The following is a 15,295-nucleotide window of genomic DNA, read 5'->3' as shown; positions in this document are numbered from 1 at the left end:
GCTGACCGCCGTCCGCCAGGAATACTCCGGCCAGGTTTACGCCAAGATGGACGCCGACGTATCCGGCGGCGCCGTGATCACGGTGCGTCCGGGCGCCTTCGCGGGCGACGAAGCGGGCGGAGCAGGCGGAGCCGTGGAAGAGAAGGCCGCCGACGTTCCGGCGGTGGGCCGCAAGTATCTGGAAACCGTGGCCGCCGAAGTGGGCGACGTGGACATCACCAAGAGCGAGGTGCTTTTGTCCATCGGCCGCGGCATCGAGAGCGAGGACAACCTGGAAGTGGCTTTTGACCTGGCCAAGATCATGGGCGCGGACGTATCCTGCTCCCGTCCGATTGTCGACTCCAAGTGGTTGGAGCACGCCCGTCAGGTGGGCACCTCCGGCCAGACGGTCAAGCCCAAGGTTTACATGGCCATGGGCATCTCCGGCGCCTTCCAGCACTTGGGCGGCTTGAAGGGCAATCCTTTCATCGTGGCCGTGAACAAGAACCCCAAGGCTCCCATCTTCCAGGTGGCGGACGTGGGCATTGTGGGCGACATCCTGGAAATCATGCCCGAAATGCAAGAAAAGCTCGAAGAAATGAAGGGCTAATCGCCTTTTTGTTTCAGCGGCCATGCCGCCGGACTTTCAATATCTTTAAAAAAAGGGCTTCGCTTTTGGGCGAGGCCTTTTTTTTGTGGAGCAGCCTTCCTTCCCGCACTGTCCGTTTTGTCCCCATTTTTGTTTTGAGATATTATTTTCCATGCTATAACAGTTTTTATTGTTTTTTATACGCAAATAAAAGAAGGGAAAGCACATGGTTTTCGGCTATGTATTGATCTGGCTGGAAAGTTTGGTTTTGCCGCTTTGTGTGAGTGCAGCGGTCGCCTTTGTGTTTCACAAAATCCAGCGCACATGGCTCAAGGCCGCCTTGCTTGTTCTGTATAGCCTTTTGTTCCTGACAGCCGCCGGTTGCGCGGTGCTGTATTTCTGGGTCATGAATTTCGTTGGGTACATCCCTTCGTGGACGGTTCAATACTCCGCATCTGCGGCGATAATAGCCACTGCCCTGAGCATCCTCATTTTCGTTAAATTCAAAATCAAATCCTTTTTTAAGCCCCTGCTGACAGCCACGGCCGTGATGGCAATATTGTTTCTTACCCTGATCGGCCAAAATAGCCTCCTTGCAAAAAACAATATAGAAATGGCCCAGGCTTTTATGGATCAGGCCATGGCCGGCCTGCCCTGCCCCATTCCGGACGAGAAAAACTCGTTTCTGATATACAAGTCCTTGTTCGACGTTTTCAGCCACGAAGAATCCGAGTTTATGGAAAAAGCGATTCAGCCTGGATTTGACCCTTTGAGTGGCGAAGTGAAATGGCTTTTAGCCAATCATCCTCATGTGCTGGCTAAAATGCTGGAAGCCAGCCTCAGGCCCGGGTACTACTATCCATTTTCTCTGGATGATGAATTTTACGATTATAAAGATACACAGGGCCAACTCGATCTGTTCCGATTTTGCGGCTTGGCAGCCATGAATCTTGCAGCCAAAGGGCGTTTGTACGAAGCGGGACAGATTTTGAACGACCTGCGCTTGTTTTCAAACCGGCTTCAAAAATTTCCAGGGAAAAGTCTTCATTATTTCGGACCTCACTTTCAGGGACTGATCAGGGACTATGAAGAAAAATGCCTGTTTGCTTCCGAAGGAAAGCCTGAGAATGCGATGCTTCCCGCCTCCACTGCTGCATTTTATGACTTCCCCCAAAAACCCCTGGAATTGGAGTTTACCTGGGTTGCCCAAGCCATGGTCAGCCAGGATTTTAAACTTGAGGACGCTTCCTGCGTCCGGAAACTATCCGGAGAAATGTATTTTATCGATAAGGTTTGTTGCGCCCTTCCAATGGAAACGCTGTTCATCAATTACCAGTTCGACCAAATGGAGATACTTTTGAAAAACTGGAAACTATTGGTTGAACGGCCCTGCATCAACTTTCGGGAAAACCTTAGCCAATCATTTGCGGAATATGAGCACAGTTATATCGGTCAGATGCTTGGTGGTTTGTACAAATTTGGCGCCATGGACTTTAAATGCTCCGCACAACTTCATAACAACATGGAAATATTAATCAGAGCCTTATGGGACTACCGTATTGAACATGGCCAATATCCGAAAAGCCTTGATGCCCTTGTTCCGGATTTTTTAGGGGTACTTCCTTTAAATCCTTTGACCGGACAGCCGCTTGCAGTGGAGTTTATCGATGGCGGGTTAACCATAAAAAGCCAGGCGCCGAAAGATTCCATGGTGTTTTTCCCCAATGATTTCCACATGGGTGCGGCGTTTGAAAAAAACCGGCTGGCCGAAAAAAACCAGACCGGGAAAGACAATTAAGCTGCGCAGAGCGCGGTTCGGACAGGCACGGGGGCCTGTCGCTACATCTAAATGAATCCTTTGCGGCATAAAAGGCAATGTTGGCGCGCCCCCCTGTGGGCGGCATTTGCCGCAGCATGTCCCAATTGGCCCATGGACTTGTGGGAACAGCGTAGATTCAGGGCTTGCCCTGCTTTTTTTGTGCTCCATTGCCGCCGACGGCGTTCAAAAGCGTCATAGATACATTTATTTGCTATAATTTCAGATAGTTCAATATTCATTCCCACGCGAAGCATCCGAACAAAAAAAAATGAGAAGCTGGATTCCCGACAAAGACGCTTGGGAATGACGGCCGGAAAGGACGCACCTATTGCGCCTCTATTGTGCGCGGGAACCCCGCAACTACCATGCGAGGAGACCTCGCGACTACGCAAAAACATGGATTTGAATGGGATTGTTCGCCCGCCAGCCGTTGACAATATCGACAATCAATATGGGCGGCGCCTTTTGCGCTTACGCGCCCAGGCAAATAACGGCCTTGCCTGGGCCAGCCGACAACAAGCCGTGCGCGGCAAGCGGCGTCCCACCATTTCTGACGCGGCAAGCGGCGCACTTGCCACGCATGGGAATCGCATAACGGCAAAATTCGATTTTCTACGCTTGGTTCTTTTTAAATCGTTCGGCGTGGGTTTAAATGCAAAAAGAAAACCTCCAATCCTGTATAATCCCGTTGCAGATTCCGTTGCAGATTCCTTGACGTTCGGCCAATTTCGTGCTTTGAAATTTGTGGACGTTCGGCCCTGAATCTTGCTCTTAAGGCGGGTTTTTCCCGGGGTTGTCCGTCTGTTCATAGCTCTTCCAAACGCCTTTTCTCCCGGTCGGTTTGCAGGAGGGGACGCCGCCCTTGGTTTCGGCCCCGGAGGAGCAGGAAATATGGAACCGCGATTATGTTGAACGGGGGATGAACCGGCTTATTGAAAATGCCGATGCCCGGCATCACAACCGCAGGTTTGTATTTCGTCAGTTACTATTCGCCGGACTAATGGCGTTGTTCCGGCAAAACGATTTGGAGGAGCAGGCATGGAGAGATATGAAACCCCGAACAATTTAGTGGATCTGTTTGAAGATGCAGTGAAGCGATTTAAAGACAACCCCCTTTTCGGAGTAAAAAATAAGGAGAAAACCGGGCTGGACTGGATGACCTACGGCGAGGCCGGAGCCCGTGTGGATAACCTGCGGGCCGGTCTGGTGCAGATGGGCGTGGGAAAAAACGACGTGGTGGGATTCATCGGCAACAACAGGCCGGAATGGGCTATCAGCGCGTTTGCAACCTACGGCGCCGGCGCCCGGTTCGTTCCCATGTACGAGGCTGAGTTGGAAAGCACCTGGGAATACATCATACGGGACAGCGGCGTGAAGATTTTGATCGTGTCCAAGCCCGCAATATTTGAGAAGGTTTCCGCCTTCGCCGACCGCACGCCGGGTTTGGAAAGGATTTTCATCATCGAAACCCAGGGCGAAGCCTCCCTGGGCGAGTTGGAAGCCTTGGGCGCGAAAAATCCCGTGGAATCCATCAAACCGGACAAATACGACGTGGCCGCCCTGGTATACACCTCCGGCACCACGGGAGAGCCCAAGGGCGTGCTTTTGACCCACCAGAACTTTTCCTCCAACGCCGCAGGGGGGTATCACCTTTTCACCGAGGCATTGACCGAGCAAGCCCGCAGCCTGTCCATTCTGCCGTGGGCTCATTCCTACGGCCAGACGGCCGAGCTTTACAACTGGATGCAGTTCGGCGGTTCCATCGGGTTCATGGAGTCCGTAGAGACGCTGGCTGACGATCTGGCCCTTGTCCGTCCGACCTTTATGATCGCCGTGCCCAGGGTGTTCAACAAGATTTACGACGGCCTGCAGGCCAAAATGGCGGAAACCGGGGGCCTGCCCAAAGCCCTGTTTGACATGGGCGTAAAAGCGGCCAGGGAAAAGCGGGAGTTGGCCGCGGAAGGCAAGTCCAGTTTTTTGGTGAACCTGAAATTCAAGCTGGCGGACAAGATTGTCTTTCAAAAAATCCGGGACAAGTTCGGCGGACGCCTCCAGGGCGCCCTGACGGGCAGCGCCTTGATGAATCCGGAAATCTCCCACTTTTTTGCGGACATTGGGGTGCCCGTATTCGACTGCTACGGACTCAGCGAGACCTCGCCGGCCGTCAGCATGAACTGTTTTTCGGCCTATAAAGTGGGCAGCGTGGGCAGGCCCATCGAAAACGTCAAGGTGGTCATTGATCAATCGGGCGTGGACACCATCGGCGACGACGGCGAGATCATCGTATACGGCCCCAACGTCATGCAGGGCTACCACAACAAGCCCGAGGCCACCGCAGCGGCCATGACCGCCCACGGCGGATTCCGCACCGGCGACCGGGGCAGGATCGACGAGGATGGCTTCCTGTTCATCACCGGCCGGATCAAGGAAGAATACAAGCTGCAAAACGGAAAATACGTCTATCCCGGCGCCATCGAGGAGGACATCCGGCTGCTGCCCAACGTGGCCAACGCCATGCTCTCCGGGGAAGGCAAAAAATACAACGTCTGCCTGGTGGTTCCGGATTTCGAGGTCCTGGGCGATTACGCCCGGCAAAAAGGCTTGTCCGCCGATCCCTTTGACCTGGTTGAAAACAAGGAAATCACGGACATGATCGCCGCCGAAATTACGGCTTCCTTGAAAGGCAAGTACGGCGGATACGAAATTCCGAAAAAGTTCATCTTTCTGGCCGACGACTTCACCCTGGACAACGGCATGCTCACCCAGACCATGAAGTTGAAAAGGAAGGCTGTTTTCGACAAGTACAATGACGCGATAGAGGATTTGTATAAGGAATAAAGCGAGTGAACAGCGGGGGATCGCCCCCTTGGATAAGGGTGCGATCCCCCGCGCATATTGAGCTAATTGCTGGCGACGACGCTGTTCCGTTTGAGGTAGGTCTCGATGATTTTGGGCGACGTTTGGCCGGCCTGGTCAGGCCCGTGAAGGATGGTTTCCACCAGCAGGTCATCCTTGACCGCGGCCTCGATGGTTTCTTCGCACTGCCCCTGTGCGGTTAAATAGGCGCGCAAAATCCCCTGGACCGCCGTCTTTTTGCTTTCGTCCGAGCCCCATCCGTAGAGAATGGTTTCGCTGGTCCTGCCGTTGTCCGAAAGCAGCACGCCGTCGATATCGCGGTCGGCCAGGATCATTTCAATAAAATCCTGGTCCTGGATGAATTCCCTGAGCCGGGCCACCAGGATTTCCTTGACCCGTTTTTTGTTCTCCAGAATGTTCAGGCAGACTTCACGATCCGGGGACTGCTTGGCGGCCTCGATGTACTTTTCCTTTTTAAACAAGGCCTTCAAGTTCATGAAAGTGTCGTACATCATGTACTTGGTGGCGATGTTGGCCATCCAGTCCGGAATGGCCCCGGCCAGGTCCGCCCGGTAGGTCTGGATAATGCCGGTCCTCTCCCGGGTGATGAATTCAAAGACGTATTGCCCTTTCAGGGAAGGCATGCGGATGTAGTCGTCGCTTTCCGGGCAGGCGGGAGTGACAATGTTGCGAAAATTCGACACGGCGCGGCCATGGACGAGGTCGTACTCCGTGTCCGTCCCCAAAGCAAGGTCCCGGTCTTTCAGGGGCCAGGGCAGATTAAACATATTGTATGTGGAAAAGTGGTTCCGGTCCGTCATTTCCAGCAGGCGGGCTTCCTGGCAATAGGGAAGCCAATCGGCGCAGGCGGGAACGTCCCGCAGGGTTTCGCCCACCACTTCGATGGGAGCGTCAACTACGGCCACTGCACGGAATTCAAAGATCCCCGACCCCTCCACCTTGCGGGAATAGGCTTTGATGCCGTTTTTATCCATGACCAATTCCCATTCTCCATATTGGGTTTCGGCCATGCACAAAGGGGCGGCCGCTAAAAAGGCGGCCGCCAGAAGCGCCAGGAGAATCAAGGCCTTTTTCATAGTAAATCTCCTCGTCTGGTAAAATTGCAATTAAAAAAAGACCCGCTTTCAGACTGCGTCAGGACGGTTCAGGGCTAAGGGAAGGCTAATGCCGTTCTCCGATTCCTCAGCCTCCGCAGGCGGGGCATAGGGTTGCATCCACGTTGATCTTTTCGCGTTCCACCAGGTAATCCTCCAGATCCATCCAGTCTCCGGCGCCTGGCTCTCTGCCCCGGTCGTCCCGGATTTTTTTGCACTCGCAGCAGATGGGCAGGATTTCCTCATAAGCCCGGATTCTTAGCCTGAACTCCCTCTTTTGCAGGCATTTTTCCACGCGAAAGTGAATTTCTTCGGGTTCGGCGGGTTTGAGGAGAAAATCGTCCGCGCCCAGCCTCAACGCATCAATGGCGATGGACACCTTGCCGTATCCGGTGAGGATAATCACCATGGCGTCGGGATGGCGGCTTTTCGCCGCCTTAAGCACCTCCAGCCCGTCCACCTGTTCCATGACAAGGTCAGTCAGAACCAGATCAAAGGATTGCACGGCCAACAGCTCCAAGGCCGCCTCCCCGCCGGAGGCCGCCGCGACCCCGTACCCCCTTGATTGCAAATCCCGCGCGATGGCGTTTCTGATATAATAATCATCCTCTACCAGCAGTATTGAATAATCAGGCATAACGCGTCCTAAAAAACGTGAATAATTGGGATCAGGCGCCGGGACGCCGCACCGGAAGCTCTATGGTGAACAAGGCGCCGCCCTCGGGAGAGGCTCCGGCCTTTAACGAGCCTCCGTGGTCCGCAATAATGGACCAGGGCATGTGAAGGCCGCCGACTTCTTCGGCCCCTCCCCCGGGGCGCAAATAATTGAAATCAAAAATGCGATGGCAGTCCTCCCTGGACAAACCCGGGCCGTTGTCGGACAACTCGATAATAATTCTATCCTTTTTTCTTCGGGAAGTCACACTGATTTCTCCGGGCGCCTCGGGCGACCTCATTTTGCTTTCCACGGCGGCGCAGGCGTGATTCAATAAAACAAACAGAGCGTGCTCCATCCTTTTGGACCATGCCATGGTAAACGGAATCTGGGTGGAAAGGCTAAGCGTAGTGCGGATGCCTTTTCGATCGAACCTGGATCTGAAAAGCCGGAACACGTTGACAATGCTTTGATTCAGGTTGACAGCCCTGAGCATTTCATTGACGGCCGGGTCCAGGGAGGCGATCATTTTCGCCGCGTCTTTCAGGCGTGCGGCGGCCTCGGTGAATCTGGTCCAGAAAGGCCCCAACTCAGGCTCTTCCTTGACCATATTATCCAGCGAGGACATATGGTCCTGGGCTTCCCGCCAGACAAGACAGAACTCCCGGGCCAGAAATACGGCCTGCTGCCCGGCCGACGCCATCTGACGGGACCACACCAACTCCTGCTGTTGCATCCTTTCTCTGGTGATCTCCGATGCAATGCAACGAACTCCGCCGGCGCCGGTCATGACATGAACCGGCGATCCGGTCACCCGGAACCAGACCGGCGCACCGTTCTTGTCCAAGGCCCTGTACTCGCCCGCTTGGGGTGAATGGACGAACACCCGGCTCAACTGGTTGACCGCCCGCTCCTGATCCGGTTCCAGAATAAACTCGGACAAACGCCTCCCTATCAGCTCGTCCGGCGAATAGCCCAAGGCCCTTTCCACCGCCTGATTCACCTGGATGATCTCCCCCTGCGAGTCCAGAGTGAAGACGATATCCTCCATCCCCTCTATCAAGGACTGATAGCGGGCTTCGCTGATCTCCCAGGCTTCCTGGGCGGCCTGCCTGCGCATGCTTTCCATATGCAGGCGGGTCTCGCAGGACTCCAGCCTTTCAAATAGGGATTCCCGGTCCGATGACAAGGCTTCTCCTTGACTGGCGGCGGCCTTCGCCTTATTGGTCTTTTTTAAGGTTCATCCCCAATGAATAAACAAAGTTAAACAGACGCCGCTCCCATTGGACGCACCCGTCTAAACGGTCGTGGCGCAATAAGAAGCGTGATTGTGTATTGGGGAAAATAACTGACCGCTCGTGGAACTAAATTTTTGTAGCAGGTTTTCCTGGCATTGTCAAATACTTGCCAAGTGTGGAAAAAGGGCTTGACCCGGATATGCATCAATAGTATTCAGCATTATTACCAGTCTCTTAGAATATTCGATTTGCCGATCCCCATGATTTCAAATAGCCGCAAAGAGGACGCCAAATGAACAAAAGCTCCACTATTTTTGGAAAAATTTCCATTTTTCTGATTCTCATAACACTCATGCTGACCAGCGCCGGCCCCGTTCTTGCGGGAGAGGAGCCCATCGGCAAGGTGGCTGTTTTTTCAGGTGAAGTCATACTCCGGGGCCAGGATGTGTGGGGAGGCGGCGTGGTGGTCGGGCTTCCTATTTTTTCCGGGGACAAGATTGTCACCCTGGACGGAAGCGCCGAGCTGGTTTTTGAGGACGGAACCAACGTCACCTTGTGCCGTTATTCGGCCGTGGAGTTCAAGCAATGGACCCGCAAGGGCTTGCCGTTGATTCAGTCGGACAAGACGCGGCGGCGCTTCACCCTGTATGCGGGAAAAATATGGATAGAAACCGATTACCGCCAGATGCGTTCTGAAATAGCGGTTCCGCCCATGGTTTCGGGCCTGAGAGAGGACGCCGGGACCACGCGCATCGCCGCTTTGATTTCCCTGGATCACAAAGGGGAGGCTTTCATGTCCTTTGACGAAGGCGACAGGAGCTTCACCATCGGGCCTTGGAAAATGGGCGTTGCGGAAAACGTCCCTCCGGCGGCAGCCAAGGAGAACGAATTCATTAAAAAGGCCCTGGCCGCAAAAACAGCCGCTTTAGTGGCCCAACGGGCCAGCGAAAAAGAGGATCTGGACCAGGCGGCGGCGGAAAGCCTTCGTAAACTGGCCTGGATCCGCGCCAACAAAGCCTCAGCCGAGGAAGCCTTGTACAGCGCCAAGTATCTGGAGGATTGGACGCCTGACAAGCAGATTTTGGCGGACGCCAGAGAAGCGGCTCGTGTGGCTGAGGAACGGCTCAAGACAGCCGAGGTCGCGGAAAAAGCCGCCATCGAGGCGGGCGCCTTGGTGGAAGAGTGGGACGCCTTGTACCAGACGGCCATGGACGAATTTGAAGATCAGCGGGCCATCGAAGGCGTGGACGAAGGCAGCATCGGCGACCTGGAGGGCGGCGGCCGCTCCGCCAAGCCCAATGACCTGGGCATGCCCAAACCCGGCGCCTTCACCAGCAAGAACCCCTGCGAATAAAATTCCTTTAAAAACCGTAAAAGCCCGGCCGGTTCAACCGGCCGGGGCTTTTTTTAAGATATATTTTTTGGTTTCGTTCATATGCTTTTGGCTTCGGGTGTTGCTCCCGGCGCAAAGAAAACAGCCTCTGTGGAAAAAACTCCGTAAACTCTACCCACCTACTATTTTTATGTATGAAACGCAGGCTGGTAAAGCTCTGAAGTTGGATTCTAAACTGCTGGGAGAATGCGTCTGGTTCAAACGCATTAAAGGGCGGATGCCACTCTGCGAAACCCAACAAAACAGAGAGGCCGCCGCGACCCATGGTCTCCTTCACTCTCACGATTGCAGCTTTTGCAGAACCCTGTCGAAATTGTCCTTGGCGAATTTGGAAAAATTGTGAAAAGCCTCCAGCTTGCCGCAAGGCGCGTCCGAACAATGGGCGCAATTCTCCAAGCCTTTTTCTTCGCCGCAGGCCCGCACTTCGCAAGTCGCGCAATATCCCAGCTTGCGGCCTTCCTTGGGCAGGCACCCGTCGCAGTTGACCTGTTCGGGCGTCAGGTCGAATCCATAGGTTTTGTTTAAAAAGGCCGCCGCTTTCGCCCTGATGACGTCGTCGTCCTTTTTTGTGGCGATGTACGAGGGGCATTGGGCGCAATCCAGGCCGCAATAAGCTATCATTTCTTCCATGGCATTTCCTCCTAGTTAAGAGTTTTGAGTTCCTGAAATTTTTCGGAATCCAGCATTCGGCGAATGGCCCGGACGAAATCCCGGGGGGCCTGGCAGTCCGCCTGGCAGCGCATGATGGCCGCTTCCCTGGTTAAATGCTCCAGGGCTTTGAGGCTGTCCTCCAGGCTGCTCTGGCCGTCGCGGCCCGGCCCCTGATCGGCGAAGGAAAGCGCTTTCAGGTCCATGAGGCCGTTCTGCATGGCCAGCGTTCCCTGGGTGAGGCAGTTGCAGGGATTGCCTTTTTCGTAGAGATCGCAATTGACGCTCAGAAACTCCCGGATTTTCTCCCGGGCCCGGGACAGCCTTTTCCGGAAAGCAGCAGGCTTGATGTCCAGGATGGCGGCGCCTTCCGGGCCGGGAATGCCCATGGTTTCCCCCAGGATGTAGACGATACGATGCTCCCAATCCAGGCATTGCAGGAGTCCCTGCATGCAGGCGAGACGCATTTCTTTGACGATCAACTCCTGCTCCGCCTCGTCGTAATCCAGGGAGGGGGCGTCCGGGGGGTCCTGCACGATGGCGGCCTGGCGCCTTTCAAAGGTGAACCAGTAGGCAGCCCGTTTTTTCCGCACTCCCATCAAATGATTGGAGGCCACCTTCAAAGCCCAAGTATCGAATGAGCTTTTGTGGGCGAAACTCCCCAGATTGGTGATGATGCGGATAAGGATCTCCTGAACGGCGTCTTCGGCGTCCTGGGGGTGGTAGAGCATTTTCAGGGCCAGTCCGAAGATCCTGTGCTGGATGGCCCGGACAATGCTTTCCAGGGCGTGCTTGTCTCCTTGCTTTGCCTTTATTGCCAGATTTTCCAAATTTTCGTTCATGGCGTTCTCTCCTTAGTTCGGCCGTCCCGGGCGGCTTGTAAGGGTAGAGTGCAAAACAAGGGGATGTGTGACAGGAAATGCGAATTTTTTTATTTTACAACCTTTTTAGCCCTGGCGCAAAGATTCCCGCACGGCTTAGTTTTTGGCAAAGAAAAATCAAGGTCTTGTCAGGCGTTGACAACAGCCCCTGATGTGTTAAGTTTTTGGGTGCTAATAAAAGCCTTTTTTGGCTATTGTGCGAAAATTCATTTAATCCATTCAGAAACCAGACAGCAAACCGAATATGAGCGAAAAACGTTGTTATTACGAAGTATTGGGAGTTGAGCGAGACGCTTCGGCGCAGCAACTTAAGGCTTCTTATCGCAAGTTAGCCATGAAATACCACCCGGACCGCAACCCCGGGGACAAGGAAGCGGAGGAACTGTTCAAAGAGGCCGCTGAGGCGTACGAGGTCCTGACGGACCCCAAAAAACGCGGCATCTACGATCAGTACGGCCACGAAGGCCTTTCCGGCCAGGGTTTTAGCGGATTCAGCGGCTTTGACGATATTTTTTCCAGCTTTGGAGACATATTTGAAGAGTTTTTCGGGTTTGGAGGCGGCCGCCGGGGAAGAAACCGGGTTATGCGCGGCTCCGATCTGCGCTATGACATGCGTCTGGATTTCATGGAAGCGGCCTTCGGCGCGGAAAAGGAAATCGACATCCAGAAGCCCGAAACTTGCGAAGAATGCGGTGGATCCGGCTGCGAAGAGGGCTCCAGCCCCACCGTGTGCCCCCAATGCCAGGGAACCGGTCAATCCACCACCCGCCAGGGCTTTTTTACGGTCCGCACCACTTGCGCCCAATGCCGCGGCCAAGGACGGATTATTGAAACCCCCTGCCAGAACTGCCACGGCCAGGGAGTGGTTCAAGCCAGAAAAAAAGTGACCGTACGCATTCCCGCCGGCGTGGACAACGGCTCCAGACTGCGCCTTTCGGGCGAGGGCGAGGCCGGCCCCCAGGGCGGACCTCCCGGCGACCTCTACGTCTTTTTGTATGTGGAGCCCCACGAGTATTTCCAGCGCCAGGGCGTGGACGTAGTCTGTCAGGTGCCCATTTCCTTTGTACAGGCGGCTCTTGGCGCGGACATCAAGGTTCGCACCTTGGAAGGCGAGGCCGACCTGAAGGTGAAAAAAGGAACCCAGCCCGGCGACATCGTGACCCTGCACAACCAGGGCATTCCGTCGTTGCGCGGCAACGGCCGGGGCGACCAGATCATCCAGTTGATGGTGAAAACGCCCACCAACCTGAGCAAAAAGCAGGAAGCCCTGTTGGAGGAATTCGCCAAACAGGAAGACAAAAAGCTCACCAACAAGCTGAAAAGAGTGTTGGGCGGTAAAGCATAAAAAAACACCCATCCAAAAGAACGGATCAGATCCATGTACGAATTAAAGGTAAAAACCGATTTTGCGGCCGCCCACAGATTAACCCTGGTGGGGCATAAATGCGAAAACCTTCACGGACACAACTGGAAGGTGGAGGTCTGCATCAAAGGCGACGGCCTGGACGAGGGCGGCGTATTGATGGACTTTGGCGTCATCAAAAAGAGCCTCCGGGGCATCATGGAGGAGCTTGACCATAAATTCCTGAATGAATTGGATATGTTTTCCGACTGCCCGCCGTCTTCCGAAAATATCGCCCGCATTATCGCCGACAAACTGGGCGCGGCCGTGAACACGGACAAGGCCAGAGTCTACTCGGTGACGGCCTGGGAGTCGGATAACGCCAGCGCCACGTATATAGTGCAATAGCCCATCAAAAACGGATATTTACACTTGATTTTGCTCGTTCCGTGATGATACTGTCCGAACTTAAGGACGAGGGGGGCGCCAACCTATTAATCCCCCCTCCTGGAAGCGAAATCGGATGCCTTAACCCTGGACGGTCTTATTACGAGGAGCAATGCGCAAGGAAGTATCCGGTATACTCTTCTTATTCGTTATCGTGTTTACTCTCGGCGCTCTGGCGACATACACCCCAGAGGACCCGGCGCTGTTTTTAAACATAGGCGGAGACGGGGAAATCAACAATATTTTCGGCCCCGCCGGAGCGCATTTCGCCGGAGTGCTCATAGGCCTGTTCGGCCTTGGGTCCATTTGGATTCCCGTACTTCTTCTGCAAGCCTCGATTAAATTGTTGAAAAAACAAGATCTTCCCCACTGGCTGCCGACCGTGGGAGGCGCTTTCTGCCTGATTATCGCCACGGGCGGGGTGCAAGCCCTGGCCGGTTTGGATGAATGGACGGGCATAAACTGGCAGTCAGGCGGAATCCTGGGCGGACTGACGGAAGACGCCCTGGTGAAAGCCTTGGGGATAACCGGTTCAGCCATCGCCCTGGCCGCCATCTGGACCATCGCCCTGATTTTCGCGACGGGCATATCCGTAACCAGGGTGTTGAAAAGCTCCGCCGAATCTTTGGGCAAGGGCTTCGCCTACCTGAAAAACCGCCGCGCCCAGGCCAAAGCCAAAAAACCCGTTGTGGTCAAGGCCAAGCCCAACCGGCCTAAAAGGAAAAAACCCAAACAGCAGGATCCTCCCGCCATCAAGCAGGCGCCGGAGCAGCCTCAGCCGCCTTCAAACGCCAAGAACAAGGCCACCCAGCAGGTTTTCAATTTTATGATTCCGGGAAGCTACACCTTGCCCGATGTGGACATGCTGGATAATCCGCCCCCCCGCCCCAAGGGAGCGGACGCCAAAAACCTGGAAATGCAGTCGCGCCTGCTGGAAAAAAAGCTGGAGGATTTCGGCGTGCAAGGCAGGGTGAGCGAAGTCTGCCCGGGCCCGGTCATCACCACTTTTGAATACGAGCCCGGCCCCGGGGTGAAGATTAACCGCATCGCCAATCTTTCGGACGACCTGGCCCTGGCCCTGCGCGCCATGAGCGTTCGCATTGTGGCGCCCATCCCGGGCAAGGCCGCCGTGGGCATAGAAATCCCCAATATGGAGCGCGAGTTCGTCTACTTTAAGGAATTGGCGTGCTCCAAGGAATTTGAAAGCTCAAAGTCCCGCCTGACCCTGTGTTTGGGCAAGGATATCGAGGGCAACTCCTGTGTGGCGGACCTTGCCAAAATGCCTCATTTGCTCATTGCCGGGGCCACGGGATCGGGCAAAAGCGTGGCCCTGAACTGCATGATCGCCAGCCTCTTGTACAAGGCCTCTCCCGAAGAGGTGAAGCTGGTCATGATCGACCCCAAACGCATCGAGCTTTCCATGTTCGACGGCATCCCTCATTTGATCACTCCGGTGGTGACGGACGTAAAGAAAGCCACCAACGCCCTGTATTGGGCGGTGAACGAAATGGAGCGCCGGTATCAGGCCATGGCCGAAATGGGGGCCCGGAACATTGGCGGGTACAACCAAAAGGTCAAGGCGGCACTTTCCAAAAAGGCGCCTTTGCTGGAAGGCGAGGAAAAAAAGCAAGACCCCGAATACATGCCCTACGTGGTGGTGGTCATCGACGAACTGGCGGACCTCATGATGGTGGCCTCCAAGGACGTGGAAGCCGCCCTCCAGCGTCTGGCCCAGATGGCCCGCGCCGCCGGCATCCACCTGATTCTGGCGACTCAAAGGCCTTCCGTGGATGTTCTGACGGGAACCATCAAGGCCAACTTCCCCACCAGGGTGTCTTTCCAGGTCTCCTCCCGCACTGACTCCCGGACCATTCTGGATGCCAACGGAGCGGAAACCCTGTTAGGCATGGGCGACATGCTGTATTTACCGCCGGGCGCCGCCAAAATCCAGCGTATGCACGGCGCTTTCGTCTCGGAAGGCGAGTTGGAGCGCATTCTCTCCCACGTGAGAAGCCAGCAGAAACCGGAATACGACGAGTCCGTGACCGACGCCCCGGAAGCCTCCTCCGGCGGCGAACTGACCGAAGAGGATTACGACGTCAAGTATGACGAAGCCGTGGCTATCGTTACGGAAACCGGCCAGGCGTCCATTTCCATGATTCAGCGGCGTTTGCGCATCGGCTACAACCGGGCGGCCCGCATCATCGAAGTCATGGAAAAGGAAGGCGTCGTAGGCCCCTCCGACGGCGTCAAACCCCGGGAAGTTCTGGCCAGGAGCTACCTGAACGATTAACGCCTCTTGCTTATTATCCATCCCTGGAATACATGAACCT

General features: G+C 55.0%; 14 protein-coding genes. 8 read left to right on the top strand and 6 right to left on the bottom strand.

From position 1 onward, the window contains the following. A partial coding sequence (locus BUE18_RS22415; RefSeq protein ID WP_139264858.1) for an electron transfer flavoprotein subunit alpha/FixB family protein occupies positions 1 to 589 on the top strand: 589 nt, incomplete at its 5' end. Between the two features lie 166 nt (positions 590 to 755). On the opposite strand, the gene BUE18_RS27685 is transcribed toward BUE18_RS22415, so the two are convergent. Next, positions 756 to 1,151 carry a hypothetical protein gene (locus BUE18_RS27685; protein ID WP_139264868.1) on the bottom strand — a complete coding sequence of 132 codons (396 nt, stop codon included), beginning with the start codon at positions 1,149 to 1,151 and terminating at the stop codon, positions 756 to 758. A 57-nt stretch (positions 1,152 to 1,208) separates the two neighbouring features. On the opposite strand from BUE18_RS27685, the gene BUE18_RS22410 reads away from it, so the two are divergent. The 3 genes from BUE18_RS22410 (at position 1,209) to BUE18_RS22400 (ending at position 5,225) form a co-directional block, all read left to right on the top strand. Beyond that, positions 1,209 to 2,366, top strand: coding sequence for a hypothetical protein (locus BUE18_RS22410; protein WP_170868435.1), 1,158 nt, complete (start codon positions 1,209 to 1,211; stop codon positions 2,364 to 2,366). A 417-nt stretch (positions 2,367 to 2,783) separates the two neighbouring features. Further along, positions 2,784 to 3,149 (top strand): hypothetical protein, encoded by a 366-nt coding sequence (locus BUE18_RS22405; RefSeq protein WP_073478395.1) that lies wholly within the window; start codon positions 2,784 to 2,786, stop codon positions 3,147 to 3,149. A gap of 276 nt (positions 3,150 to 3,425) precedes the next feature. Continuing rightward, positions 3,426 to 5,225 carry an AMP-dependent synthetase/ligase gene (locus tag BUE18_RS22400; RefSeq protein WP_073478394.1) on the top strand — a complete coding sequence of 600 codons (1,800 nt, stop codon included), beginning with the start codon at positions 3,426 to 3,428 and terminating at the stop codon, positions 5,223 to 5,225. 62 nt (positions 5,226 to 5,287) lie between these two features. Here BUE18_RS22400 and BUE18_RS22395 read toward each other — a convergent pair whose 3' ends face one another. From BUE18_RS22395 to BUE18_RS22385, 3 genes are all read right to left on the bottom strand, one after another. Next, positions 5,288 to 6,340: an START domain-containing protein gene (locus tag BUE18_RS22395; RefSeq protein WP_073478393.1), complete on the bottom strand. Its 1,053-nt coding sequence runs from the start codon at positions 6,338 to 6,340 to the stop codon at positions 5,288 to 5,290. Positions 6,341 to 6,446: 106 nt separating this feature from the next. Further along, the gene (locus tag BUE18_RS22390) at positions 6,447 to 6,995 is read right to left on the bottom strand and encodes a response regulator (protein ID WP_073478392.1); all 549 of its coding nucleotides are present in this window, start codon (positions 6,993 to 6,995) and stop codon (positions 6,447 to 6,449) included. Positions 6,996 to 7,026: 31 nt separating this feature from the next. Then, positions 7,027 to 8,202, bottom strand: a complete 1,176-nt coding sequence (locus BUE18_RS22385) for a PAS domain S-box protein (protein WP_073478391.1) — start codon at positions 8,200 to 8,202, stop codon at positions 7,027 to 7,029. Positions 8,203 to 8,543: 341 nt separating this feature from the next. On the opposite strand from BUE18_RS22385, the gene BUE18_RS22380 reads away from it, so the two are divergent. Then, positions 8,544 to 9,605, top strand: a complete 1,062-nt coding sequence (locus BUE18_RS22380; protein WP_073478390.1) for a FecR family protein — start codon at positions 8,544 to 8,546, stop codon at positions 9,603 to 9,605. Positions 9,606 to 9,923: 318 nt separating this feature from the next. On the opposite strand, the gene BUE18_RS22370 is transcribed toward BUE18_RS22380, so the two are convergent. Both BUE18_RS22370 and BUE18_RS22365 read right to left on the bottom strand, forming a co-directional pair. After that, a complete protein-coding gene (locus BUE18_RS22370) occupies positions 9,924 to 10,274 on the bottom strand; it encodes a DUF3795 domain-containing protein (RefSeq protein ID WP_073478388.1) in 351 nt (116 codons plus the stop codon). Between the two features lie 11 nt (positions 10,275 to 10,285). Further along, entirely contained in the window at positions 10,286 to 11,134 is an 849-nt protein-coding gene (locus BUE18_RS22365) for an RNA polymerase sigma factor (protein ID WP_073478387.1), read from the bottom strand. Positions 11,135 to 11,417: 283 nt separating this feature from the next. Between BUE18_RS22365 and dnaJ the strand changes: the two genes are divergently transcribed. From dnaJ to BUE18_RS22350, 3 genes are all read left to right on the top strand, one after another. Then, entirely contained in the window at positions 11,418 to 12,518 is a 1,101-nt protein-coding gene (dnaJ, locus tag BUE18_RS22360; protein ID WP_073478386.1) for a molecular chaperone DnaJ, read from the top strand. 33 nt (positions 12,519 to 12,551) lie between these two features. Further along, positions 12,552 to 12,923, top strand: coding sequence for a 6-carboxytetrahydropterin synthase QueD (gene queD / locus BUE18_RS22355; RefSeq protein WP_073478385.1), 372 nt, complete (start codon positions 12,552 to 12,554; stop codon positions 12,921 to 12,923). A 151-nt stretch (positions 12,924 to 13,074) separates the two neighbouring features. After that, on the top strand, positions 13,075 to 15,255 hold the full coding sequence (locus BUE18_RS22350) for a DNA translocase FtsK (protein WP_073478384.1): 2,181 nt from the start codon (positions 13,075 to 13,077) through the stop codon (positions 15,253 to 15,255). The last annotated feature ends 40 nt before the right edge of the window (positions 15,256 to 15,295 follow it).

It is taken from the genome of Desulfatibacillum alkenivorans DSM 16219 (genome assembly GCF_900142135.1).
Classification (GTDB): Bacteria; Desulfobacterota; Desulfobacteria; order Desulfobacterales; family Desulfatibacillaceae; genus Desulfatibacillum; species Desulfatibacillum alkenivorans.
This window is presented reverse-complemented; position numbering and strand designations above follow the sequence as displayed.

Coding starts and splice junctions, on each gene's coding strand:
- BUE18_RS22405 (WP_073478395.1), top strand. CDS start 2,784: ATGGATTTGAATGGGATTGTTCGCCCGCCAGCCGTTGACAATATCGAC.
- BUE18_RS22365 (WP_073478387.1), bottom strand. CDS start 11,134: ATGAACGAAAATTTGGAAAATCTGGCAATAAAGGCAAAGCAAGGAGAC.
- dnaJ (WP_073478386.1), top strand. CDS start 11,418: ATGAGCGAAAAACGTTGTTATTACGAAGTATTGGGAGTTGAGCGAGAC.
- BUE18_RS22390 (WP_073478392.1), bottom strand. CDS start 6,995: ATGCCTGATTATTCAATACTGCTGGTAGAGGATGATTATTATATCAGA.
- BUE18_RS22410 (WP_170868435.1), top strand. CDS start 1,209: ATGGCCGGCCTGCCCTGCCCCATTCCGGACGAGAAAAACTCGTTTCTG.
- BUE18_RS22380 (WP_073478390.1), top strand. CDS start 8,544: ATGAACAAAAGCTCCACTATTTTTGGAAAAATTTCCATTTTTCTGATT.
- queD (WP_073478385.1), top strand. CDS start 12,552: ATGTACGAATTAAAGGTAAAAACCGATTTTGCGGCCGCCCACAGATTA.
- BUE18_RS22400 (WP_073478394.1), top strand. CDS start 3,426: ATGGAGAGATATGAAACCCCGAACAATTTAGTGGATCTGTTTGAAGAT.
- BUE18_RS22350 (WP_073478384.1), top strand. CDS start 13,075: ATGCGCAAGGAAGTATCCGGTATACTCTTCTTATTCGTTATCGTGTTT.
- BUE18_RS22370 (WP_073478388.1), bottom strand. CDS start 10,274: ATGGAAGAAATGATAGCTTATTGCGGCCTGGATTGCGCCCAATGCCCC.
- BUE18_RS22395 (WP_073478393.1), bottom strand. CDS start 6,340: ATGAAAAAGGCCTTGATTCTCCTGGCGCTTCTGGCGGCCGCCTTTTTA.